The organism is Gammaproteobacteria bacterium (genome assembly GCA_029881255.1).
Taxonomy (GTDB): domain Bacteria; phylum Pseudomonadota; class Gammaproteobacteria; order S012-40; family S012-40; genus JAOUMY01.
Genome location: JAOUMY010000001.1, coordinates 828011 through 852270, shown reverse-complemented (window position 1 = coordinate 852270; position 24260 = coordinate 828011). Strand labels below are relative to the sequence as shown.

Below are 24260 nucleotides of genomic sequence, written 5' to 3'. Positions count from 1 at the left end.
ATTCTAACATGCGCACAGCAGACTGGCTTGCCGAACAGAAAACGAGTTTCGAAATTCAATAGCCGATGGCGTAATTCATCACACCGATAGAATAAACTTCCTGGGAATTGATATCGACAGCAGTTAACTGACCATTGGCATACGCGCCCGTATCGATAAAGTAGAAAGATCCAAATTCCACTGGTTCTGCAACGATGCTATGACCAAGGTAAATTCTATGCACCCCCTCAACCATTGGGGGTGGATAGCAATTTGGATAGAGTTTAGTCAATCGCAAGCGACGATACGTCGACCGTGACCAGAGCATAGTTTGTAGTAGTTTGTCGTCCTGGTTATTGATTTCCAGATCAAAGACAAAATCATCCCACTTGGCAAACTCTGGAATATCCGCATGAACAATAGCAACTTTGCCGTGACGTGATGGAACCTCAATCACATAGGGAAGCTGTTGATAAATCTCAGCCAAGCGATCGAGCACGTCTTCGTCGACATTCTCTGCCCATTCACCGCCATTGCGCATCCAAAGCTCATAAATTCCCGGCTCAAAATTCTGTGCAGCGGAAAGCATGGCCTCGTGATTGCCTTTGACTGAGTAAAACCAGGGCTGCTCAAGATACTCCAACGCGCGCTCACTGTGGGGGCCACGATCGATATAATCGCCCACGCTAAGAAGTCTGTCGCGGCTGGTATCAAATCGAGTAACTTGAAGTAATTCTTCGAATTCGTCGAAGTGACCATGGATGTCGCCTACTACGATATCTCGGCCATTGTGGTTTTCAGGAAGTCTGAGAATATGCATAAACGAACAATAGACCACTTCGGTTAAATTTGTATTATCAATTAGGTATAACGGTCTAATTATCTATTTTATAACAGGAAAATACCTAACTACGTCAACAAAAGCAAAAATGCGTAACGTCCAGCCTTGCCTATAGCAATAAAAATCAATGCCTTGATTGCGTTCACCTTCAGCCAGCCGGCGGCGACGCAAAGGGGGTCGCCTATAATAGGTAGCCAAGACAACAATAAAAACGGGCTTCCCCATTTTTCGACCCGCTCTAGCGCCCGTCGATGCTTATCATCCTGCAGCCGTTTACCGGGAAAGCGCCACTGAATTATCCGCCCGACGCCCCACGATGTCATTCCTCCCAGGGTGTTACCCGTAGTCGCTACCAGCCACAAAGACAAAACATCCTGCTCCCCCCTCGTCGCATAGTACAGTAACAGCGCCTCAGACCCCCCTGGCAGGAGCGTGGAAGAAACAAACGCACTTCCAAACAATATCCATAGATCGGATTGCATTGTGTATTTCTTTCACCCTAAAAGAATTCCATTATAATTCAATAACAAACATTCTGTCGTTACTGCACACGCATTGCATGGGTAACCACTCTAATGCGTCGGAGGAAAGCTAAAAGCCCCATGCTCGATAAAATCAGGTTACGTTTGTCCTCAGAACACCAGGGACTCATCGAGCTATCCCTCCTCGGTGTCATCACAGGAATTCTTGCCGCTGCCATCATTATTGCCTTTCGACTCGTCGTCGAAGGCGTACAAATCCAGTTTCTGCCCGATGGAAACCCAGAGAACTATGAGGCACTTCCCCGCTGGGTGCTGTTGGTGTTACCTATGTTGGGCGGACTTGTAATTGGACTAATTTTTCAGTTACTGAGTACCGACCAACGAAGCGTCGGCGTCGTCCATACAATCGAGCGCCTGGATTACCATCAGGGACGCCTACCGCTATCAAATTTTCTCGCGCAGTTCCTTGGCGCAGCCATTAGCATCATCTCGGGGCACTCGGTTGGCCGCGAGGGACCGAGTATACATCTGGGGGCCGCTGGTGGCAGTCTCGTCGGTCAATGGTTACGTCTCCCCAATAATGCTGGCAGGGTACTCATCGCCTGCGGCGTGGCAGCCGCGATTGCTGCGTCATTCAATACCCCGATTGCAGGGGTCATTTTTGCGATCGAAGTTATTGTACTGGAGATCTCCACCGGCACTTTACTGCCCGTAATACTTGCCGCAGTTACTGCGACAGTAATCGCTCACACTGTATTCGGGACCGATGCGCTGCTGGCAAGCAATCTAAACGCCGGCATGAGCATCGAGCAAATCCCCTGGGTGATTGTCACAGGCATATCCATTGGTCTATTAGGGGCGGCCTTCATCCGGATGTTACTGCTCTTCACTTTAAGTGCCCGCCAACTTCCAGTGTGGTTGCGTTTTTCTCTCGCCGGATTGGCCACCGGGTTGTGCGCCATTATAGCGCCTCAAATTATGGGCATCGGATACGATACGGTCAGCCAGGCGCTTTCAGGTGAGCTACTGCTGGCAAGTTTGCTGGTTATTGTATTGATGAAACTTTTTGCCACCACTCTCACTCTTGGACTCGGGCTTCCAGGAGGACTGATAGGCCCTACAATCGTGATCGGCGCGACGGCCGGCGGAGCGGTGGGCATGTTGGCCATGGATATCTCACCACAAGATGCGGGGCATGTCGGCCAATACGCCTTAATTGGGATAGGCGCAATGATGGGCGCGGTCATTCAAGCACCACTCACCGCGTTGATGACAATGTTCGAGCTCACCCACAATCCTCAGATACTTCTTCCCGGCATGTTGGCAGTTGCAATAGCACAACTAACCGCTGCACGAATCTTTGGACAGAAAGCGGTATTCCGCGCTCTGCTAGCCGCTCGAGGCTTGGATTACAAAAACGACCCAGCGGCCCAAGCGCTACGGCGGGTTGGCGTTACCAGCGTAATGGAAAAATCCGTGGTTCATCTGGAAAATCTCATACCGACTACCAGACTAAAATCTCGTATTTCCAAACGCACACGATGGATCTTGAGTGGAAGCGACCAGGACGCCTACATCATGCCCGCTTCAGACCTGGCGGCTTTTTTAGAGCGTGACGGTATAGACGACGAAATCAACTTGCTTGACGTACCGGCTACTCGCCTCAGTGCGCGTGCCTTGTCTGCTCAGGCGACCTTGCAAGATGCCTATGAGTTACTAACTGACTCGGGAGGTGAAGCCGTCTACATCGTATCCCACTCAGGTATCATTGGCGTCCTAACCCTTGAGGACATTCTCACTGTTCGTAGCCCTCGTCCGAAAAGTCGTAAAGGGGATAGAGTGATAAAATGACTCCCGTTAGGAAGCCAAGTATCATAGGCACAAATACAGAGGAATTGATGAGGTCCCTATGCTTTGGGTAAAAGCCATACATGTGTTTTTCGTCGTCAGTTGGTTTGCAGCGATATTTTATTTGCCGAGATTGTTCGTTTATCACGCGGAGACACACGACGAGGCAGGAAAAGAGCGCTTCAAAATTATGGAACGCAAATTATTTGCGATGATGAAGTTCACATCTATTGGCGCAATCGGCCTAGGACTATGGATGGCATTTGATTACGCATGGGCAGCCTATTCATCTAGCGGCTGGTTTCACGCCAAAATGTTACTTGTCGTGATCTTGCTCGGGTATCAATACCTTTGCTCCAGAATAGTCAGGGATTTTCGTGAAGATAGAAACACACGTAGCCATGTTTATTATCGCTGGTTCAATGAGTTTCCTGTGTTTATCTTACTGGGTATATCCATACTCGTAGTTGTAAGGCCATTCTGATGTCAGAAAAAACAGATAAAACAGCACCTGTTGTTCACAGCGCAACAACTGCCGCGAAAACCCGCATATTTCATATACAGGAACTTGATATAGAGTTTTCCAATGGGAATCGCGTACGTTATGAACGATTAAAGAGCGGCGAAGGTGGCGCAGTATTGATACTTCCAATGGTAGATGCGGAAACCGTGTTACTCATCCGCGAATATGCCGCAGGGGTTAACCGCTATGAACTTGCGCTCCCCAAAGGAAAAGTCGAACCTGGTGAAGATTTGCTTGAAGCCGCCAACCGCGAAATCAAAGAAGAAGTGGGTTACGGTGCAAAAGCATTAAAACACATACATTCACTGACGATCGCACCTGGATATATCAGTCACACCACTCACATCATTCTTGCTGAGGATCTTTATCCCGAAAGCGCCGAAGGCGACGAGCCAGAAGCAATTGAAGTTATACCTTGGAAACTCAACCGCCTGCACGAATTAGTACAACACCCTGAGTGTACAGAGGCACGCAGTATTGCAGCTTTATATATTGTTCGGGATTTATTATTGCGTAGAAATTAGATTTTATTTGCGGTCGTAACGCATGCGTGTGCCGCGGATAAGCGACATCGTGATTTCGTCGGCACTTATTTTGTCTGGAAAATAGCAGCCTGAGATTTTCGCTTCGTGTATGCTTGCCCCTTCAAGTTTGGATTTTGAAAAATCAATCCCGCGCAAATCGGCCTGACGGAAGTATGATCCTGAAAAATCCAGTCCAGACGCATCCAGGCCTTGAAGATTCAAGCCGCGGAAATCACAATTCGTCAGATCACACGTCTTACCTGCTGCCTTGTACTTGTTGAATTTTTCGATTTTTTCTTCGCGCAGCAATAAGTACAACGGATCCTTCTTAATTTGAGGCTCGTTGGGGTTTCTCACCTTGTTATCATTTAACCAGTCTGATCCACTCATACATCCTGTATCGACGTGCAGCTACAATAACTTGAATGTGCTACCAATAAATACATCAAGGAAATACATTTAATTACACAAATTTACTTAAGCTTGCTTACAAGAATCCCGCTAGCGGTCAAAATACCAACTTGTAAAGAGCAGTGACAAATTCTGCATTCGCGCCAATCGATAACCCCATCTTTGTTCTTGGGCTACCCCGCTCGGGCACATCCATGGTCGCTGGTGTATTTGAGCTTTGCGGCGCCTGGCTGGGCCATACAATATCCGGGGGTGGTAGAGAAAATCCTAAAGGTTTTTTTGAAAACGTCTACCTGAGAGAAAAAGTGGTAAAACACATACTCTCAGCCTGTGGCGTCGACCCTCTAGGAGTCCACTCACTCCCACGACTCAATCAGCTCCCTAATGTCAATGGGCTGAAACAGACCATTGCCGACTATCTACAACATGAGCAGTATGAAGGTAAGCAACCCTGGTTGTTTAAAGATGCCAAACTAAGCTTGCTCTGGCCTATCTTTCTGCAAACCTTCCCCCAGGCCAAATGGGTAATCGTGCGCAGGGACCGGGACGAAATCATCCGCTCCTGTCTGCGAACACCTTTCATGAACCAGCATTCAAAAGATATAGTCTATTGGCAAAAATGGGCTCAGGCATATGAGGCCCGCCTGGAAGCGCTCAAGAAATCCACCCAAAACTGGCGAGAAATCAATTCTGCCGAATTGGTCAGCGGTAGACTCGACACGGCCATGGAAATCGCCATCTGGTGCCGCCTCAATTGGCAGGAAGAACAGGTCCAGCAATTTATCGTCCCTCAGTACTGGCATTCCACCAACGTCTGTCACTAGGCCACACTCAGGACAACCCATGGCATTTGCGGTATCATCTGCCGCTTTGCAATATTCCTGGGGGACCAATGAAAATACTGGTTATCGGCAGCGGCGGCCGCGAACACGCTTTGGCCTGGAAGGCGGCACAGTCTCCAGATGTCACCACTGTTTATGTTGCGCCGGGAAACGCCGGTACAGCACTGGAACCCAAGCTGGAAAATGTCACCATCAGTGTGGAAGATATTGCCGGGCTTGTTGATTTCGCGCGCAAGCAACAGATCGCACTGACCATTGTTGGCCCTGAGGTACCACTGGTTCTCGGTGTCGTCGATGCCTTTGAGGATGCGGGATTACGTTGTTTTGGTCCCAGAAAGGGTGCCGCCCAACTCGAAGGCTCCAAGGCCTTTACCAAGGATTTTCTCGCCCGTCACAATATCCCGACAGCTGCTTATGGTAATTTCACCAGCGTAGATGAAGCCGTCAGCTACATAAAGTCCCAAGGTGCGCCTATCGTCGTCAAGGCAGACGGGCTAGCGGCAGGCAAGGGCGTCATTCTGGCCCAGACAGAAGAAGAGGCTATCCAGGCGGTAGAGGATATGCTCGCGGGCAACGCCTTTGGCGATGCAGGCCACCGCGTTGTTATCGAAGAATTTCTCGTCGGCGAAGAAGCCAGTTTTATTGTAATGGCCGACGGCGAACACATCCTGCCTTTAGCGACATCTCAGGATCATAAAGCCCGCGACGACGGCGACAAAGGTCCAAACACCGGCGGCATGGGTGCATATTCACCTGCACCAGTAGTCACGCAGGAAATTCATGATCGCGCCATGCGCGAAGTTATCGAACCAACCATACGCGGTATGGCCGCCGAGGGTAATTCTTACACCGGATTTCTGTATGCCGGGCTGATGATCGGGCCTGATGGGACGCCCAAGGTTCTCGAATTCAATTGCCGCTTTGGCGATCCTGAAACACAACCGATTATGATGCGACTCAAATCAGACCTCGTAGGGCTGTGCAATTCTGCTCTAGATCGTAAGCTCGATAGTGTCACCGCCGACTGGGATGAGCGCGCATCACTCGGTGTGGTTTTGGCGGCGGGCGGTTACCCCGAAGCTTATAACAAGGGTGATGTCATCAACGGTTTGCCAACTGAACAAATGGCCGACGCAAAAGTTTTCCACGCGGGCACCAACAATAAAGACGGCCAAGTTGTAACCAATGGTGGCCGAGTGTTGTGCGCAGTAGGACTTGGTAAAAACGTAACTGAGGCACAGCATCGAGCCTATGAGTTGGTCAAACAAATTCATTGGGACAAGATGTATTACCGCAAGGATATCGGGCATCGCGCTATCGCGCGTGAAAAATAGGACTCGCTATGCCACGCATACACATACAACAAGCGGCGCATATTCTACGAGAAGGCGGCATAATTGCCTATCCCACAGAGGCGGTGTTTGGTCTCGGTTGTGATCCATTGAATGGACACGCGGTGCACGATTTACTGACCATCAAAAAGCGATCAGTAAATCAGGGCCTGATACTCATCGCTTCCGATTTCAATCAACTGAATCTTTACGTAGAACCACTCGCTGCCGAGGTATTGTCTCGTGTGCAGTCAAGCTGGCCTGGCCCGCATACCTGGGTATTACCCGCAAGCGAGCATACGCCTTATTGGATAAAAGGAAAACATTCTGGCGTCGCAGTGCGCGTGACCGCACATCCCGTAGTGCGTGCGCTTTGTGAAAGTTTTGGCGGCGCGATGGTATCGACCAGCGCCAATCATCACGGCAGGCAAGCGGCGCGCAGCGCGCTTAAAGTTCGCAACTGGTTCAGAGATCAAATTGATTTTGTCCTCAGTGGCGACATCGATCCAAACAGTAAACCCACAGAGATACGCGACGCCATCAGCAATCGCGTTATCCGTGCAGCATGAGAGAAGCAATATGAGTACACCTGATATCGAAAAAGTAAAAGCCTTCTTGCTAGGCCTACAGGATGACATCTGTTCACAATTGGAACAGGAAGATGGCGAAGCCAAATTTGTTGAAGACGCCTGGACCAGGGAAGAAGGTGGTGGCGGTCGTACACGCATAATCGCCGATGGCGCGGTGCTCGAAAAAGGTGGCGTTGCATTTTCTCATGTACATGGCAGCAAGCTTCCGCCTTCTGCTGCTGCTAATCGTCCCGAAGCTGCTGGACGTCAATGGCAGGCCATGGGTGTTTCTCTGGTCATACATCCACGCAATCCCTATGTTCCGACGTCACACGCTAATGTGCGTTTTTTCCTGGCAGAGAAAGAAGGCGAAGAGCCGATCTGGTGGTTCGGCGGTGGATTCGATCTCACGCCCTATTACGGTAATGACGAAGATGTTATTGCGTGGCACCGCACAGCTAAAGAAGCCTGCGATCCATTCGGTGATGATGTGTATGCGAAATACAAAAAATGGTGTGACGAATATTTTTATTTGAAACATCGCAATGAGCCACGTGGTGTTGGTGGCCTGTTCTTCGATGACCTCAACGAATGGGGTTTCGACCAAAGTTTCGCCTTCATGCAGAGTGTCGGAAATAGTTATATCAAAGCCTATCGCCCCATCGTCAATCGACGCAAAAACGATACATACGGTGAACGTGAACGCGATTTCCAACTCTATCGTCGTGGCCGCTATGTTGAGTTCAATCTGGTCTTCGATAGAGGGACTATTTTTGGACTACAAAGTGGCGGACGTACGGAGTCCATCCTGATGTCACTACCGCCTATCGTTACCTGGAAATACAACTGGCACCCGGAGTCAGGCACACCTGAAGCCGAATTGTATGAGAAATATCTCAAACCGAGAGAATGGCTATAACACTGACGAGTTGTATTAAAGCCTGATCTAAGCAATCAAATCTATGCTTGGCGACTAGTTCACGATCAGGTGATGTCGCCATGCATAGACTCATTCTCACTTTTGTTTTGGCAATACTGTCTGCCTCTTCTCAAGCAGCCGTCTGTGACAAAGTCTGGGTTCATCTCGCCGGCATATCCAAGCATGTCGAAGTTTATCAACCTAATGAATACACTCGCTATAAGCGCCAGACACACCCAGGCATAGGCATCGAGTGCGAGCATCCTTGGCTAACTATCGCTGCCGGCGAATTTACTAATAGCCTCGATCGCCCTTTCCTCTATGCCACAGCAGCGCGCGACGTCTATACCCTGGGAAACCTTCGCTTGTTTGCCGGAGTTCTTACTGGCGAATACGGCCGTACGGTCAGAGAGCCGTTACGACTGGTTGCCCCGATAGTTTATCTCGATTTTCATATAAAAAATGTAGGGTTGAATTTTTTCGCCCTTCCCCCCGCAAAAGGCTTTAACGATTACGCCATTTTTTTCACTCAATTCAAAATTGGGTTCTAGTTCTCGAAAAAACATAGTCTGAATCGATTAACTTCGTGAATTTACGAAGTATTCTCGCCTTTTTTCGCTAACGCATTATCACCCCCGGACGACACAAGGACCGATAGAGGCCAGGCCCTCTGTTGCATCCGTCAAAAACCGGGGAAAAATAATGAAACTGACAAAGCCGAATGTACATCTGCTGACATCTGTTCTTGTAGCTACTTCTATAGTTTGGGGAACTCACGCATTGGCCGCACCCCAAAAATTTGGCGTCACAGAAGTCAAGCAGGCCCCTGATCAAATACTGGTGCAATTCAAACCAGGCGCCAGTGCAGCAGCTGTTAACGCGTCTCATGGCCCTAGCAGGCCAGTTGCTGAACACGGTTACAGAAATTTTGATGGTCTCAAAATGTTCAGACTTCCTCCCGGCCAGGATGTGCAAGCCGCCATCGAACACTACAAGAAGAATCCCAACGTACTTTTCGCCGAGCCCGATTCAATTGTCGGAATCGATGCCACCAATGACACTTCGTTTAACCAGTTGTGGGGACTGCATAACACAGGACAAAACGTAAACGGTTTTACCGGCACCGCTGACGCGGATATGAATATCGTCGAGGCCTGGTCAAACAGCGGCACAACCGGAAGCAACAGTATCGTCATCGGTGTTATCGATACCGGTGTGCAATACAATCATCCAGATCTCGCCGCCAATATGTGGGTAAACCCTGGAGAGATTGGCGGTTCCGCAGGCGTTGACGATGATGGCAACGGCTATGTTGATGACATCTACGGAATCAACGCTATCACCAATAGCGGTAATCCCATGGATGACAATAATCATGGTACACATGTCGCAGGCACAATTGCCGCCGTTGGAAACAACTCCACGGGCATCACTGGTATCAACCAACAGGCGAAAATACTCGCGTGTAAGTTTCTCGCTTCAAATGGAAGCGGTAGCGACTCCAACGCACTAAAATGTCTCGACTATATTTATGATTTAAAAATGCGGGGTATCAATGTCGTTGTCACCAACAATTCTTGGGGCGGCACCGGCGGTGGTAGCCAGGCTGTGGCTGCAGCAATTGCGAAGCACCGTCAGGCGGGCATTTTATTCATCGCCGCTGCGGGCAATTCGAACAACAATAATGACAATGGTCCACACTATCCATCTAACTACTTCGCTGCCAATCTCATTTCCGTTGAGGCGACTGATCAAAACGACAATCGTGCTTCCTTTTCTAATTACGGCGTGCGCTCAGTTCATGTCGGCGCACCTGGAACCAATATCTATAGCACCGTCACCGGAAGCGGCTATACACACCTAAATGGCACATCTATGGCTGCACCGCATGTTGCAGGACTAGCTGGATTCTTATTTGCTGAAGATCCTACGCGTGATTGGAGAACCGTAAAAAATCTTATTATCAGCAGCGGAACTGAGATCGCCACTTTGAACGGGACCACGGTAACCGGTCGACGCGTTCGCGCATGGGACAACAATGGAACTGGTGCATTGACTTGTAACAATCAGAGCGTCAATGCCGTCGTCTATCCGCAAACGACAACTTCATCAAAAATATCCGGACAAAAGCTTGGACTCGCCGTAGTGAACATCAACTGCGCGGCGCCTGCAGGAAGTATCACCGTTACAACCACTGGCCCCAGCACCGTCGCAAACCTTACACTACAAGATGACGGTCTTGGTTTTGATGAAGCCGCAGACGATGGAATTTATTCAGCCTATTGGACGGCACCGGCTACCGCAGGAACTTACACACTTAGCTTTGGCAATGGACAGACTCAATCGGTCACCGTCATCGCCAACAACAGTTCTCGAATTGCCTATCGAGCACCGGTTGCTATTACCTATGCGCCTCGAACGGATTTCTTTGGGTCGTCTTACAATCCGATTAACAGTAGCACCTATATTTCTTTTCCCGGCTATAGTGCCGACTATCAACTCCCGTTTGGTGGTGTGAATACGTCTACGCTTTACTTATTGCCGAAGGGCGTAGCAATGTTTGGCGCGCCATCGGCCGGACAAATGACTGGCGCAAACACACCTCTTCCTACAGACGTATTCGAGCATGTAATAGCGCCATATTGGGATGACCTGGATATTAGCCAGGCTGGTTACGGGTTTAGATTATTTGAGACCTATGTCGACCCCGCCAACTTCAATTACACTTTCAAGGAAGTTGTAATGGAATGGAGAGGAAAAAGTGTTTCAACAGGCAACCTCGTGCAAATGCAAGTCGTGCTACCCGTCAACACACCGAATATTGAAGTCCACTATATTGCCACAGACAATAATGGCGACTCCGCAACTATCGGTGTTCAAGTCGACTATACCCGCGCGACAACCCAAAACTTTAATGTAGTTAACCCAGACATCGCTACAGGCAAGGCCTGGATATGGACATTGGATACCGGCGCACCGACAGTCAACGCAGGTACTGACCAAAACGTCCTAGGGAATGCATTAGTTAACCTTTCAGGAACTGCATCGGACCCGGACGGCGGCACACTAAGTTATAGCTGGACTCAAACAGCCGGTACTACCGTGCTAATTAACAATGCAAATACTCTAACGCCGTCTTTCTATGCGCCAAATACAACCGAGACGCTGACGTTTAAACTCACAGTAACGGATGATTCCGGCCAAAGCGCAAGCGACACTGTGAACATCAGTGTGACTGCTGGGGAACCAGCAGGAAAACTGGCGTTCAGTTCGATCAACTACTCTGCTGCTGAAAACAGTGTCACTGCGACTATTACCGTTTCGCGTACCGACGGTAGTGGTGGCGTGGTGGGTATTTCTTACGCCACGGCCGATGGCAGTGCCTCATCACCGGCAGACTACGCTTACGCGAGCGGTACATTATCCTGGGGCAATGGTGACCTTGCAGACAAATCGTTTACGGTCAATTTGACGAACGATGCGCTACAAGAAGCAACTGAAACCGTCAGTCTGATTCTGTTCAATCCAACCGGTGGAGCAATACTCACCGGCGGCAATGCTACTTTATCTATCATTGATGATGATACGCCGGTACCGGGCTCTATTGCTTTTGCAAACAGCTCATACAGCGTCAATGAAAATGGTGCGACAGCGACTATTATAGTGTCACGTACTGGTGGAAGTGACGGGGCTATTTCGGTTGATTTCAGCACTGCCGACTCGACTGCAATCGCTGGTAGTGACTACACATCAACAAATAGCACACTGTCCTGGGCAGACGGCGATAGCGCAAATAAAACCATTTCCGTTGCCATCACAAATGATAGCGCCATCGAAGGAAGCGAAGACATCTCACTGTCGTTAAGCAATGTTACTGGGGGAGCCACTATCTCTGGTGGCAGTGCGACACTATCTATCATTGATGACGATATACCTGTCTTCGGTACGCTTTCATTCGCCGCGAGCAGCTATAGTGTCAATGAGGACGGTATTGCAGTGACTATCGAAGTCACACGCAGTGGTGGTAGCGATGGAGCAGTAGGAGTCAACTATACCAGCGCAAATGGAAGCGCAAGTACTGGTTCCGACTACACCTCCGTGAGTGGCACCTTAAACTGGTCGAATACCGATGCTGCAAGCAAGTTCGTCGTCGTTAATATCACTGACGATATCATCTACGAAGGCAGTGAAACATTCAGCATCGCTTTAACATCAGCCACCGGCGGTGCAACCATAGGTAGTAGCACGACAACTGTTACCATTATCGACAATGACACCGCCGTCCCGGGCGTGATATCTATTGCCGAAGGCTCAGTGTCGGTTGCAGAAAATAGCCTGAGTGCAACTGTTTCTGTTACACGCAGTGGTGGTAGCGATGGTGCAATCAGCGTGGTCTATGCTACCGTCGACAATTCTGCGCTGGCAGGGGAAGACTATGTATCTACCTCTGGTGTTATAAATTGGGCGCATGGAGATAGTGCGACCAAAACATTCAACATACCAATTGTCGACGATACAATTGTTGAAAATATTGAAATTCTATCTATTGGCCTAACAGGTGCAACGGGCGGGGCAAGCATAGGCACCTCATCAGTTAACATCACCATCACGGACGATGATGCGGTTGTTGCTGATCCCACGCCTCAGAATCCAATACCGCAAGATCCGGCGCCGCAAAATCAGGCTCCTGAGACGCCAACCCTGGTATCACCAACAAATGGCAGCAATAACATACACCCGAGTCTGGTCACATTTGTATGGAACGCTGTCGTCGACCCGGATGGCGACGAAGTGAGCTACCTACTCGAGTATTGTGAAAATGCAGATTTCACCAACTGTGGAACACAACTCGCCCAACTTAGATTTGGATCTGTAGCAACTATTGCAGGCTTGGGCGGCGGTGCTGGTATCGGGCTTGCGATGTTCGGCTTGATGGGAAATTCCACTCGTCGACAACGTTATCTGCAAGCAGTCGTGCTCATTGCTGCGTCTCTCTTGATGACGGCTTGTGGAACTAACATTCCGCTACCTGGCGCTAATGGCACGATGGAACAGATTGAACTCAATCTGCAAGCACAGACGACTTATTATTGGAAAGTAACAGCAACAGACACTCAGGGTTTATCGTCTACTAGTGAGGTCTGGAGTTTTACTACGCTATAGAAACGTGGATAACAGGCCTCTTTCCGTTCAGGAAGGAGGCCTGTTTCATTTTTCACTACTCGATAATAGTCAAATTGGTTTGACGAGAAAGTGCACCAAACTCGTTTAACTGAATAGTATTGTCGAGGTGACTTACCAGATAGGAGGCGCCGTCTGTGTTCACAGCCCCATCAAAATTAATCATGCTCATACCATCCATGTAACACATCTCCTTGTAATAAGGAGGAGGTGCAGTTTGCATCGCGACCCCATCATGTGCTGCGTGTCCAATACATGAAGCAAAGTTCGACCTTACGGTGCTCATACGCACCTCGCCAAGATCGGCCAATGTATCGGCGGCAGAAATTTCAATAAAACGTAATCGACCTTCATAATGCGATCTGTCTGCATTTACTTGCGGATAGCTCATTCGTAACCCTAATACCTGCTTATCACCAAGCTGCGCTACCTTCGCATCTCTGTCCATGCCCAAGCTGATGTCCTGAGCGAAATGCAGAGTATCTAAAACATCTACAGCTCCAGAAACTTGCCACAGTTGCATGAGTGATCCAGTTCCATACTGACGATTCTGTAGAAGAACTACTAGACGAGAGTCATCGATTACGACCCACGAGTGCAGCGTATTTTCCATAGCCTGCTCCGAAACGTAGGGATTATTGGGATCTACATAGTTCACCAGGACACGTCTGTTGTGCTCTCGATTAAAGACAACCACCCCTTTGTCCAAAAACACTGCTTCATGATGTGGAACGTTCCACATTTGCGATATAACATGAGGCAATTCGCTCACTTTATTCAATCCGTTTTCATCAATTGACAAAACAAAGAAATTACTCATACCAACATCAGGATATGCGCTATTGAAATTGAACGAATGTTGCTGAGAAAACAAATAGGCCAAGCCATCCTTCAGTTTAATGTTTTCCATCAAGATTTGACCGGCAATGGATTTGGCGGAAACCAGTTCATACTTGTCATCCTCAACTTTCAGCTGCACCAGAAGTGTTGATGGATAGCTCGACTCATTCATGTAGCCTGGGTGACGCTGAGAAAGCAACAACAGATAGTCATTGGATAAGGATACAAACTCATATTGGCCTAATAGTGCAACAGAACGCAGCAAACCACCATTGACGTTTTCCAAATCCAGAAAACCAGATATGCTAAACCCATCATCATCTTCAGAAGTCAGTAGATTGTCACAAGATAGGGGTCTGATAGACGTGCTTTCTTGGCCTTTGACCAAGGTAAAAGACGGGAGCAATTCACTGATGCTTTCGACATGCTCATCGAATTTATTGTTAAACATTATCTCATATGCATCAAGCAAGGCCTGCGTACCCGCTTGAAATTCGACAAGCTCTGACGCCGGGTCGCCTTCAGTATTGTCTATGGCATATTGATATAGCTCATTAAGACGCGCAGCATCCCGATAGTTTTCCGTTATTTCTCTAAATTGCTGATCTTCCAACAAGGAGCGAGGCAAGCGAATCTCTGATCTATAAGACATCGACATGCTATTTGCATCCACATTAGTCAAGTTCACATTACCCTCGGCGACAACAATACGATGTCTTTCAGTAGGTGCCGAACCTTCGCCAATATCAATAATCGCGAATACCTGTCCGCTGATTATGCTACCACTCTCCAGGCGATGGCCTGCGACAATCAGTGTATTGGCAGACTGCAAGGTCAGCCCAGATGAAAGAAAATCCAGAGGCAGCTTATTCACGCGATTCATAGCGCCATCGTCCGACACACTCACGACGTGCAGGGTGTTTTCGTACATAAAGAAAAGCGTCTGATTATCAACTATTAAGTCATTAAATCCAGGCAAACGATAGGGAGAATACATAAATGGAATTGGTGGAGGCAGATAATTTGGTTCAACCATAACCAGTGAGTGACCATCCATATCTTTTCCCAGCCAGTTTGCAACCAAATTTTGCTTTAAATCTGTGCAGCTATTTACGCTTTGCAAACTATGATCAAGCAATTCGCCGTTATACAGGCTATTTAGAATTTTCTCATCAACCAATACAGGATCGGGGTACATCTCTTCGTGCATAGCATGTGTCATGCTTGCATCATGATTATGAGCAGAATCGCCTACCGATTCATCTGATACTTCAGAAGACTGCCACGCAAAAATACCTTCATGGAAGCAGCCTCCTAGCCCAAGCATTACAATAATTGAAGCAAGCGCAGAAATGCGCTGATATGAATTCGCCATATTCCCTCCGTGTAGATTATCGTTTTCCTTATTTGAGAGGCTGCAAACTGACAACAGCCATGTCTTTTTCAACTACAGAACTTAAATAAAGACATGACACTCATATATACATGACATATGATTCGAAGATTAATTTTTATAGAGACTTTTGGTGAACAAACTCACGGTTGATACTAAATGAACTACAAATTTCTCAAGATTTCGCTACTAGTAATCCTTTACATATCTTTACCTTTAACCACTGTCCTTGCGTCATCTCAAAACATCACTTTGATCTATTCGGGAAATCTAGATGGTGAACTGGAGCCTTGCGGCTGTAGCGAAGGTGGTGACAAGGGCGGAATAAAGCGGCGCGTCAAAAAGGTCGATGAGCTTCGCAAGGAGCAGCCAGACCTCATTTTATTCTCGAGTGGCGGCTTGCTCGTCAGCGAGATGCCACAGGACAAGCTTAAAAGTCAATTCATACTCTCCGGACTCGAAGAGCTAAATTACGATGCAATAGGGGTACAATGGCAAGACCTTGCCTACGGCTTGCCATTTCTAAAGGAAACCTTTAACACTTTTATAGCAAGTAACTGGGAAAACGAGAGCTTGCAGAAATCGGTCGCAGTCGAACGGGGTAAACAAATTGTAGAAATTTTTAACTGGATCGACCCCAATAGCGAAAAAAGCAAAGGCATGATGGGAGATAACCCGGTTTCGCACGATACGACTGACATTGCACAACAATTAAAACAGGCAAAAGCGAAAAAGCACATCACAATACTATCCACAACTCTGCCTTTGGATTCAGCAGAAAAGCTCTTTCCACTAGACAATATCGATATTCTGGTGATCGAAGCCGCATATGAAATCATTAATGAACCCATAAAGAAGGGCAATACACTTGTCTTACAACCCGGTTCTCGAGGTATGCGCCTAGGTAAACTTGATTTGCAAATCAATGAACAAGGCAATATCGAGAACTACATTCACAAAGTAATAGCTTTACCGGTTGATGTAGGCGACGCCCCGCGTATGGAAGCCTGGTACAAGGCTTATAATGATAAGGTTCGCGAGGAATACGAAGCACGTGTCGCTGCGCGCAAGGCCATGACCACAGGACAAAGTCCGTACGCCGGCGAAAAGGTGTGTGAGTCCTGTCATGCGAAGGAACATGAAAAATGGTTCGAATCGCCGCACGCTGAGGCATTTTTCAAGTTAATGGACGTAGGCAAATCATTTGACCCCAACTGCATCGGCTGTCATACCGTGGGTTTTGAAAAAGAAGGCGGTTATCTGGATTACATGCTGACAAAAGACCTCGCGAATGTGCAATGTGAAAATTGCCATGGTGCCGCCAAAGCGCACGCGGATAGTGGCGGAGCAAAGCCGGTCGCCAACAAAGGATGGAAACCTGAACAAATGTGTCAGCAATGCCACATTCAAAAACATAGCCCTGATTTCAAATTTGATACCTATTGGCCTCGGATCAAACATTAACTTGAGGTCAGTTCAAGCAGTGGGCCACCATAATTGCTCACAAACGTAATTCTTCAAATGCACTAGGATGCCAGGAACGCATCCCCAATAGCATGCTATAAATCGTACGTTGCTCTAGAGGCAGTAGACCGTCTTGCTGGTTTCGAAGTTGAAAATCAATAACCAGATCATGGATGCGCTTTTCCAACTCTTTTGCCGATTCCGGGCTCAGCATTGCCGTGAGGAAGAAATGACTCTCACCCTCGTTGAGAAATTGGCTTGCCAGAAAATCAGGTTGTAATCGCTGCGTAAAGAACTTCTGAATCGGCCCATCGCGACGCCAGGTAAATTTGGGCGAGATCTTCAGACGAATTCGATTATTCGGAAAAAGGTCGATGATACCAATCCGATCCAGATGGGCGAGATAACGGATCGTTTCCGCATCTGTATATCGGTAATAACGTTGTATTTCACCAAAGTGGAATCCGTTGATTACCAGGAACGCCATCAACAACAGCTTGATGTCTGCGACTAGCTCATATTCCTGTTGCTCGTTAAGCCTGTCGGTACGGCGCTCTTCCTGATCCATGATATTGGCCAGATCAGTAAAATTCACCCCGAGATAGGCACATACCTCTCCCAGGCGTCGAATAGACAGATTCCCCTCAGAGAACATGCGCTTGATACTCGCCTCGCTCAAACCCAGGACCTCCGCCAGATCTCGATAACGGACCCCCTGATTTTTCAACACTTTCTTTAGCGCCGAGATCAATAGTGTAGGCTGCGACATAAGGTAGCAATATACGATACTTATAGACGATACATTAGCTACTTTACACATCATTGTTGCAAATATCTACACCTTTGCCAGAATACCGAGGAAACAACAATAACAAATTGTTTAACAGGAAAAGGAGTCCAAAAATGGCAACAAGAACCGCGCCTCTTTTGTTTCTGCTGACCCTGTGTTTTGGTTTTCGTGTCGCTGCTCAGTTTGCCTCGCTTCATATCAGCCTTCCTACGCTGCCCCCTTTTGAAGCCTGGCACAGCGGCACGATGCCATATTTTTTATTACTGACTTTTCAGATTCTCATTCTTTTCGCCATGTTGCGTTACAGCTTTCGCGCCCGCTACAACCGAATATCCGTCAATCCATTTTGGGGGAAATGGTTGTGGCGACTCGGCTTGCTATACGTGCTGGTGATGATACTGCGTCTGATATTTGGTCAGACTCTATTTGAAGAGAGTCGCTGGTTTTCTAATACGCTCTCGACCATTTTTCATTTCGTACTCGCTGCGTACGTACTACTAATAGCCAACATCTTGAAACAAAAAAAGAATACAAAGGGGTGAACAATATGAACAAATTTATGACGCAAATACTGGCATGGTCGAGCTATCCGACCCTGATGGTATCAGGCGTAGCAATATTTCTAATGATGAAAGGCCACTTTCCTATCGAAGTGGCAAGCTATTCTGCGATTGCGGTGGCCGTTTTCGGAATCATCATTTTGGAACACATACAGCCACATCGTCAGCATTGGCAACCTAGACGAAAAGACTGGATAAATGACAGCCTTTTTTTAATCATCGTGCAAATGTTGCTGCCCAAGCTAGTCGTCCTGTCATTTGTCTTTGCCACATACCAGCCAATTACGAGCAGTTTTCCACAAATTCATAAATTCTGGCCTCATGAGTTATCCACCGGCGCCCAGCTTTTAATGGTATTTCTGCTCGCTGATTTTCTGCGCTACTGGCTACATCGGCTTGCACATACCTGGAGACCTCTGTGGAGACTACACGCTGTACATCATTCGCCAAAAAAAATGTACTGGCTTAATACATCCCGCTTTCACCCACTCGAAAAACTGATGCAGTTGAGCCTGGACACCTTGCCATTTATGCTGTTGGGTGTCGACATTCTTGTCTTATCGCTCTACTACGTCATCTATGCGACAAATGGCTTTTTTCAACACGCCAATATCAAGCTCAAATTCGGGTGGCTAAATTATTTTGTCAGCACCTCAGAGCTTCATCGTTGGCATCACAGCATAGATAAACAACAGTCCGACAACAATTTTGGCAACAATCTCATCATATGGGATCGACTATTTGGCACATACTATTGCCCAAAAGATACAGTCATAGGAGATATTGGCCTCGTCAACCGCCAATATCCGAGCGGATTCATCACTCAAATGAAAACACCCTTCATTCCGGGCATAGAACAATATCAAGTGCCGGTGCTTTCATGTATGAAAACCATTCGCTTTAGCCTGCTACATCTCGGTGCAAGCATTGCCTGGCTACGAAACTGGTCTGGTATTTTATTGCAAAGCGCCTGCCCTGCTCGCGTACAAAAAAGAGTTTTGAAACGAATTCTTCACGAACAGGCGAATACGCTTTACGGGAAGCAACACGGATTTTCCAAAATCCACGATTACCAGCAATTTCAGGAACAGATTCCTGTAAATAATTACGAACACCTGCGTGACTGGTACCAATTGCAAGTTGATAAGAACTTGCCTGCCATCACCAGCAAGCCGCCTCTATACTATGCTGTCACCAGCGGCTCGACAGACAAACCTAAGTATCTACCAATAGATTACGACCAACTTAAGCGTTTACAAAAGGAGCAAACGCTGTTTGGATTGAACGTTTTCCGTCAATTCCCCCAGGCGTTTTTCGGAAAAATACTCGCCATTACCAGCCCAGAGATAGAGGGACATACCTCTCACGGCATCCCTTATGGCGCTGTGTCAGGACTAATTGGACGACTTACACCACCCACTCTGCGGAAGAATATGTTAATTCCGGAAGAAATTAATCAAATCGCAGACTACGAGCTACGTTATCTGGTCATCTTGTGCTTTGGGCTCCTTGAAAGACACGTAACCTATCTGGCAGCAGCAAATCCCAGTTCATTGGTAAGCATTGATCGACTGCTAGATGAGCGTAAACATATTCTGCTTGAGGTGCTACAGCAGGGAAAACTATATGCTCATCCAGACGTGCCAGCAGTCGTCTGCCGACGATTTTCTGAACGATGCAAGCAAACACAGATCAGACGGAAACACGTCATTACTCAATTACAAAGCGGAGAATGCCATATACACAACATCTGGCCAAATCTACAACTGGTAAACACCTGGACCGGCGGAAGTTGTGGAACAGCACTTTCTGCACTCAAAAAGGTGTTGCCAAGTAATACGCAAATACTTGATCTCGGGCTTATCTCGAGCGAGTCTCGCATTACATTCCCGCTAAACTCGCAGAGCGAAGGCATGCCAAACCTTCAACATGTGTTTTTTGAGTTCGTAGAAAAGCATAACTGGGAAAACGGTCAGCATCTGTTTGAGATGCTGCACGAATTAAAAAACCAAACTGAATATTACATATTCGTAACCACTGGCAATGGCTTGTATCGTTACTGTATGAACGATATCGTGCGCGTTTGTGGAAAATACAAGAACACACCGCTTTTCAACTTCGTTCAAAAAGGACAGGGAATTACCAATATTAGTGGCGAAAAACTATATGAACATCAGGTCATCAGTGCTGTGACGAGAGTTCAGCAAGAGAGCCAGGTGCTCCTACCATCATATGTAATGATAGCCGACGTTGCTCAGGCCAAATATCGACTTTTCATTGATGGCTTAAGTCAATATGTACCAGATTATTCGCAACTCGCAACGCAAATCGATCGGCTGCTATGCAATTACAATATTGAGTACAAATCCAAGCGATATAGCAAGCGTCTTGAGCCTTTGGAAATCAGTGTCGCTCCTCCCGGCTTGCAGGACAGACTTAAGCGCTATGCGGTAGATCATGGACAGCGTGAAGGTCAGTACAAACCTCGCATACTTTGGTATCAATCCGAGTTTCCAGAAGAAGTATTGCAACAAGAGGGGATGGTAGCATGAGAATTTGTTTCTTAAACGCGAGGCCTCTGCGGATACCTTTTCGTTACGGTTTCAGCCATGCGTCAGCAAACCGGGCTGTATCAGAAAGCGTACTCGTCGTCGTAGAGACAGAAAACGGTGTCCGTGGATATGGCGAATCATGTCCACGACCTTATGTTACACAGGAACGCTTGGACAGTACCGTTAAAAAGATAAAAGAGATCTCTCATTACATTTTTCAACAAAAGTGGAGCGCAAGTCTGTTAGTCGAGTGGGCAGATACACATCAACAATTCATAAACAGATATCCTGCTGCCTGGTGCGCCATTGAACTCGCACTAACTGATGCACTATGCAAAGAAAACAACTTATCCGTTGAAGAATTACTCGGTTTTCGACAGCTAATTCCGCAATTTCAGTACAGCGCTGTATTGGGCACAGGTAGCGACAAGGCATTTCTGGCAACTTTGGGGCAATACCAAAAATTGGGTTTTATGGATTTTAAAATAAAACTTTCAGGTGATATCGGCTTGGATCAGGTTCGCATCAAAACCATAAAGGAAAAACTTCCAACTGCCAGAGTTCGCGTCGACGCAAATAATTACTTCAGCACGCCCGCGATTGCACTAAATTATTTTGAGACATTACATGAGCACCTTTTCGCTATCGAAGAACCTCTAAGAGCCCGCGACTTCAAACAACTTAAAAAGTTTTCTACTGGGGTGAACTGCAAAATTATTCTGGATGAATGCCTTCTACGTTCCGACGATTTCCGGCATTTCGAAAGATTTGAAGACCAGTGGATACCTAATCTACGTATTTCTAAGTTGGGTGGACTTATACGCTCTTATGAGATGCTTGGGAACGCACAAAAAATGGGCCTACCTGTTGTAATCGGAAGCCACGTAGGAGAAACCAGTTTGCTAACTCGCGCTGCTATGTCGTTGGCGAGCCAGGCGCCTGATTTAGTGGTAGCGATGGAAGGAGGCTTCAGCGATTACCTGCTCACAGAGGACATTATATCGAAGCCCTTACGTTTCGGTAAAAATGGTTTGCTTGTTACCCACGAGAATATTGGCGACAGTTTTGGTTTAGGTAATTATACTGGGGCGCACCCTTAGGATTTGGCAATCAGGTGAACCATGTTACGAAACAGAATAAAAACTATAGAACGACTTTCAGTCCTTTTTCTGATTCTCGTCAGCGGCTGCGCGAGTTTTAGCAGCGGAAACTCTGCGCTCTCATTGCCCGCAGGCTCGCAAGAAACGGGGATAGGCATACAAGGCGGCATACTCGATCGTGGCATTACTGACGCCAAACCTGTCGTCGAACTTGAATTCATGACTCGCCTAGGAATAACAGATTTTCTAGACATTGAAGCCAAATTACTTCGTGGTCCTGTGCTCAACGCAAAATATACACTTCCTCAGGAAAACCGAAAATTTATATCCGCGATTGAATTGGGTATTGGCGTAAAAAGCCTACCAACACAAAACCTGCCGCTAAAAAAAGACTGGTATTTTTCTTACTACCATACCATCCCAATGCCCTCAGGAAGATTACTCAGCTTCATTCCGCGATTTATCGTTCAACAAAATGGCGATATATATACACAACTTAGAACTGAATACGTAACGGGAATGCTCATTAACTACCAGTTTCCCGTCCAAAGTGGGATAAGCATCATTCCGGAACTGGCTATCTATACTAAATCAAACGATTTTTCTGATTTTATAAATACCGAGAACCTAACGTTGATTCCTGGCCTATCTCTACACAAAAAATTCTGACAAGCTAATCCGAAAGCTTTACAAGGTGATAGTTCTTGCGGCCTTTGCGCAACACAATATATCGACCTTCTATTGTGTTATCTAAATCAATACGCTGTTCAACATCATCTATTTTTTGGTTATTCACGTAGACTCCTCCACCTTGTATGAGACGCCGTGCTTCACCTTTTGATTTAGTCACCCCACCATCGGCCATCAAGTCGATAAGCGAGTAGCCGGCTCCCGCAAATCCTTCACGCGCTATTTCCGCGGATGGTACATCAGCAAATATGTCTTCAATTGCCGTCGCATCTAGACCAGAGATATCACCACCAAACAGGGCCTGTGTCGCCTTACGCGCATGTGACAGGGCGCTATCACCATGAACCGTACGCGTCATTTCTTCCGCCAATCGAATCTGGGCCTCACGTTTATGTGGTTCAGCTTCCGTTTTCGCGCGTAGTTCGGCAATTTCTTCGCGCGTCAGAAAGGTAAAATATTTCAGATATTGATCGACATCGCGATCGTCGGTATTCATCCAGAATTGATAGAACCGGTAAGCCGAGGTCTTCTGAGGGTCCAGCCAAATCGTACCCTCTTCGGTCTTACCAAACTTGGTGCCGTCAGACTTGGTAATCAGCGGATAGACCAAACCATAACCTCGTTTCCCATCCATACGCCGAACGAGCTCCATACCCGTAGTTATATTTCCCCACTGATCACTGCCGCCAGTTTGTAACACGCAGTCATGGTGTTTGAAGAGGTGGTAGAAATCGTAACCCTGGAGCAACATATAACTAAATTCGGTATATGAAATGCCGTCTTCCCGTTCAATCCGCGACTTTACCGATTCCTTGGCGGTCATGTAATTGACCGTGAAATGTTTACCCACATCGCGCAGAAATTCGAGTATCGACATACTGCCTAACCAATCTGCATTGTTGACCAGTCGGGCAGGATTGCCAGCACAGTCGAAATCCAGAAAGCGGGCCAATTGCTGCTTTATGCATTCTACGTTGTGCTGCACCTGCTCCAGGCTTAGTAGCTGGCGCTCCTGCGTCTTGCCACTGGGATCGCCAATCATCCCGGTTCCACCACCTGCGAGGGCTATCGGCGTGTGTCCAAAGCGCTGCAAACGCGCCAGACCGATGATAGGTACCAGACTTCCTACATGCAGGCTATCGCCAGTAGGGTCGAAACCGGTGTAGAAACTTACCTTTTTTTGCGCCAGTAACTCTTCCACACCCTCAGTGGCGTCAAACACCAGACCTCGCCACTTGAGTTCTTCAAAAACATTATTTGTCATTCGCCTATCACGCCCTTCGTTGCTAATTCTGGCACGGTGTCGAGAAATCTCCCCCAAACACCGCTATTCACACCCACTGGTAAACCCACTATCATGGAGAAAAGGCGGCATTTTACCGGAATTGTAGACCGGAATCCTCCTTTACAAAGCGATGCAT

At 47.4% G+C, this 24260-nt stretch carries 20 protein-coding genes; 14 read left to right on the top strand and 6 right to left on the bottom strand.

The genetic code is table 11. The annotated features are described in order from the left end of the window. Positions 1-55: 55 nt before the first annotated feature. Both OEZ43_03920 and OEZ43_03915 read right to left on the bottom strand, forming a co-directional pair. Positions 56-799 carry a metallophosphoesterase gene (locus OEZ43_03920; GenBank protein ID MDH5544715.1) on the bottom strand — a complete coding sequence of 248 codons (744 nt, stop codon included), beginning with the start codon at positions 797-799 and terminating at the stop codon, positions 56-58. Between the two features lie 89 nt (positions 800-888). Next, entirely contained in the window at positions 889-1302 is a 414-nt protein-coding gene (locus OEZ43_03915) for a DedA family protein (protein ID MDH5544714.1), read from the bottom strand. 120 nt (positions 1303-1422) lie between these two features. Here OEZ43_03915 and OEZ43_03910 point away from each other — a divergent pair, with 120 nt between their 5' ends. Genes OEZ43_03910 through nudE form a run of 3 tightly spaced genes read left to right on the top strand, consistent with a single transcriptional unit; the run spans position 1423 to position 4197 of the window. Then, complete coding sequence (locus tag OEZ43_03910; GenBank protein MDH5544713.1) at positions 1423-3153, top strand: chloride channel protein; 1731 nt, start codon at positions 1423-1425, stop codon at positions 3151-3153. 58 nt (positions 3154-3211) lie between these two features. Further along, the gene (locus tag OEZ43_03905) at positions 3212-3634 is read left to right on the top strand and encodes a CopD family protein (GenBank protein MDH5544712.1); all 423 of its coding nucleotides are present in this window, start codon (positions 3212-3214) and stop codon (positions 3632-3634) included. Next, entirely contained in the window at positions 3634-4197 is a 564-nt protein-coding gene (nudE, locus tag OEZ43_03900) for an ADP compounds hydrolase NudE (GenBank protein MDH5544711.1), read from the top strand. The genes OEZ43_03905 and nudE overlap by 1 nt, the downstream gene beginning before the upstream one ends. A 3-nt stretch (positions 4198-4200) precedes the next feature. Here nudE and OEZ43_03895 read toward each other — a convergent pair whose 3' ends face one another. Next, positions 4201-4587: a pentapeptide repeat-containing protein gene (locus OEZ43_03895; protein MDH5544710.1), complete on the bottom strand. Its 387-nt coding sequence runs from the start codon at positions 4585-4587 to the stop codon at positions 4201-4203. 143 nt (positions 4588-4730) lie between these two features. Between OEZ43_03895 and OEZ43_03890 the strand changes: the two genes are divergently transcribed. The 6 genes from OEZ43_03890 to OEZ43_03865 all read left to right on the top strand — a co-directional run bounded on the left by OEZ43_03890 (position 4731) and on the right by OEZ43_03865 (position 13432). Next, the gene (locus OEZ43_03890) at positions 4731-5432 is read left to right on the top strand and encodes a sulfotransferase (protein MDH5544709.1); all 702 of its coding nucleotides are present in this window, start codon (positions 4731-4733) and stop codon (positions 5430-5432) included. A gap of 68 nt (positions 5433-5500) precedes the next feature. Further along, positions 5501-6784, top strand: coding sequence for a phosphoribosylamine--glycine ligase (gene purD / locus OEZ43_03885; protein MDH5544708.1), 1284 nt, complete (start codon positions 5501-5503; stop codon positions 6782-6784). Positions 6785-6792: 8 nt separating this feature from the next. After that, positions 6793-7350: an L-threonylcarbamoyladenylate synthase gene (locus OEZ43_03880; protein MDH5544707.1), complete on the top strand. Its 558-nt coding sequence runs from the start codon at positions 6793-6795 to the stop codon at positions 7348-7350. 10 nt (positions 7351-7360) lie between these two features. Then, positions 7361-8269, top strand: a complete 909-nt coding sequence (gene hemF, locus OEZ43_03875) for an oxygen-dependent coproporphyrinogen oxidase (protein ID MDH5544706.1) — start codon at positions 7361-7363, stop codon at positions 8267-8269. An 80-nt stretch (positions 8270-8349) separates the two neighbouring features. Further along, positions 8350-8820, top strand: a complete 471-nt coding sequence (locus tag OEZ43_03870; GenBank protein MDH5544705.1) for a hypothetical protein — start codon at positions 8350-8352, stop codon at positions 8818-8820. A 151-nt stretch (positions 8821-8971) separates the two neighbouring features. Then, complete coding sequence (locus OEZ43_03865; GenBank protein ID MDH5544704.1) at positions 8972-13432, top strand: S8 family serine peptidase; 4461 nt, start codon at positions 8972-8974, stop codon at positions 13430-13432. 55 nt (positions 13433-13487) lie between these two features. Here OEZ43_03865 and OEZ43_03860 read toward each other — a convergent pair whose 3' ends face one another. Next, positions 13488-15665, bottom strand: a complete 2178-nt coding sequence (locus OEZ43_03860) for a hypothetical protein (GenBank protein ID MDH5544703.1) — start codon at positions 15663-15665, stop codon at positions 13488-13490. A 177-nt stretch (positions 15666-15842) separates the two neighbouring features. On the opposite strand from OEZ43_03860, the gene OEZ43_03855 reads away from it, so the two are divergent. Beyond that, the gene (locus tag OEZ43_03855) at positions 15843-17147 is read left to right on the top strand and encodes a multiheme c-type cytochrome (protein ID MDH5544702.1); all 1305 of its coding nucleotides are present in this window, start codon (positions 15843-15845) and stop codon (positions 17145-17147) included. 37 nt (positions 17148-17184) lie between these two features. Here the strand turns inward: OEZ43_03855 and OEZ43_03850 are convergent, their stop codons facing one another. Next, positions 17185-17916, bottom strand: coding sequence for a helix-turn-helix transcriptional regulator (locus OEZ43_03850; protein ID MDH5544701.1), 732 nt, complete (start codon positions 17914-17916; stop codon positions 17185-17187). A 134-nt stretch (positions 17917-18050) separates the two neighbouring features. Here OEZ43_03850 and OEZ43_03845 point away from each other — a divergent pair, with 134 nt between their 5' ends. From OEZ43_03845 to OEZ43_03830, 4 genes are read left to right on the top strand one after another with little or no spacing between them, the layout of a single operon-like run. After that, positions 18051-18479: a hypothetical protein gene (locus tag OEZ43_03845; protein ID MDH5544700.1), complete on the top strand. Its 429-nt coding sequence runs from the start codon at positions 18051-18053 to the stop codon at positions 18477-18479. A gap of 5 nt (positions 18480-18484) precedes the next feature. Beyond that, the gene (locus OEZ43_03840) at positions 18485-21049 is read left to right on the top strand and encodes a GH3 auxin-responsive promoter family protein (protein MDH5544699.1); all 2565 of its coding nucleotides are present in this window, start codon (positions 18485-18487) and stop codon (positions 21047-21049) included. Beyond that, positions 21046-22149 (top strand): hypothetical protein, encoded by a 1104-nt coding sequence (locus OEZ43_03835; GenBank protein ID MDH5544698.1) that lies wholly within the window; start codon positions 21046-21048, stop codon positions 22147-22149. The genes OEZ43_03840 and OEZ43_03835 overlap by 4 nt, the downstream gene beginning before the upstream one ends. 21 nt (positions 22150-22170) lie before the next feature. After that, positions 22171-22818 (top strand): hypothetical protein, encoded by a 648-nt coding sequence (locus OEZ43_03830; GenBank protein ID MDH5544697.1) that lies wholly within the window; start codon positions 22171-22173, stop codon positions 22816-22818. A 4-nt stretch (positions 22819-22822) separates the two neighbouring features. Here the strand turns inward: OEZ43_03830 and tyrS are convergent, their stop codons facing one another. Then, the gene (tyrS, locus tag OEZ43_03825) at positions 22823-24103 is read right to left on the bottom strand and encodes a tyrosine--tRNA ligase (protein MDH5544696.1); all 1281 of its coding nucleotides are present in this window, start codon (positions 24101-24103) and stop codon (positions 22823-22825) included. Positions 24104-24260 lie beyond the last annotated feature (157 nt).

Excerpts from the sequence above, each read along its gene's own strand:
- OEZ43_03835 (MDH5544698.1), top strand. The coding sequence starts at position 21,046 with ATGAGAATTTGTTTCTTAAACGCGAGGCCTCTGCGGATACCTTTTCGT.
- OEZ43_03880 (MDH5544707.1), top strand. The coding sequence starts at position 6,793 with ATGCCACGCATACACATACAACAAGCGGCGCATATTCTACGAGAAGGC.
- OEZ43_03840 (MDH5544699.1), top strand. The coding sequence starts at position 18,485 with ATGAACAAATTTATGACGCAAATACTGGCATGGTCGAGCTATCCGACC.
- OEZ43_03830 (MDH5544697.1), top strand. The coding sequence starts at position 22,171 with ATGTTACGAAACAGAATAAAAACTATAGAACGACTTTCAGTCCTTTTT.
- OEZ43_03905 (MDH5544712.1), top strand. The coding sequence starts at position 3,212 with ATGCTTTGGGTAAAAGCCATACATGTGTTTTTCGTCGTCAGTTGGTTT.
- OEZ43_03865 (MDH5544704.1), top strand. The coding sequence starts at position 8,972 with ATGAAACTGACAAAGCCGAATGTACATCTGCTGACATCTGTTCTTGTA.
- OEZ43_03855 (MDH5544702.1), top strand. The coding sequence starts at position 15,843 with ATGAACTACAAATTTCTCAAGATTTCGCTACTAGTAATCCTTTACATA.
- OEZ43_03870 (MDH5544705.1), top strand. The coding sequence starts at position 8,350 with ATGCATAGACTCATTCTCACTTTTGTTTTGGCAATACTGTCTGCCTCT.
- nudE (MDH5544711.1), top strand. The coding sequence starts at position 3,634 with ATGTCAGAAAAAACAGATAAAACAGCACCTGTTGTTCACAGCGCAACA.
- purD (MDH5544708.1), top strand. The coding sequence starts at position 5,501 with ATGAAAATACTGGTTATCGGCAGCGGCGGCCGCGAACACGCTTTGGCC.
- OEZ43_03860 (MDH5544703.1), bottom strand. The coding sequence starts at position 15,665 with ATGGCGAATTCATATCAGCGCATTTCTGCGCTTGCTTCAATTATTGTA.
- hemF (MDH5544706.1), top strand. The coding sequence starts at position 7,361 with ATGAGTACACCTGATATCGAAAAAGTAAAAGCCTTCTTGCTAGGCCTA.
- OEZ43_03845 (MDH5544700.1), top strand. The coding sequence starts at position 18,051 with ATGGCAACAAGAACCGCGCCTCTTTTGTTTCTGCTGACCCTGTGTTTT.
- OEZ43_03920 (MDH5544715.1), bottom strand. The coding sequence starts at position 799 with ATGCATATTCTCAGACTTCCTGAAAACCACAATGGCCGAGATATCGTA.
- OEZ43_03850 (MDH5544701.1), bottom strand. The coding sequence starts at position 17,916 with ATGTCGCAGCCTACACTATTGATCTCGGCGCTAAAGAAAGTGTTGAAA.
- OEZ43_03895 (MDH5544710.1), bottom strand. The coding sequence starts at position 4,587 with ATGAGTGGATCAGACTGGTTAAATGATAACAAGGTGAGAAACCCCAAC.
- tyrS (MDH5544696.1), bottom strand. The coding sequence starts at position 24,103 with ATGACAAATAATGTTTTTGAAGAACTCAAGTGGCGAGGTCTGGTGTTT.
- OEZ43_03915 (MDH5544714.1), bottom strand. The coding sequence starts at position 1,302 with ATGCAATCCGATCTATGGATATTGTTTGGAAGTGCGTTTGTTTCTTCC.
- OEZ43_03910 (MDH5544713.1), top strand. The coding sequence starts at position 1,423 with ATGCTCGATAAAATCAGGTTACGTTTGTCCTCAGAACACCAGGGACTC.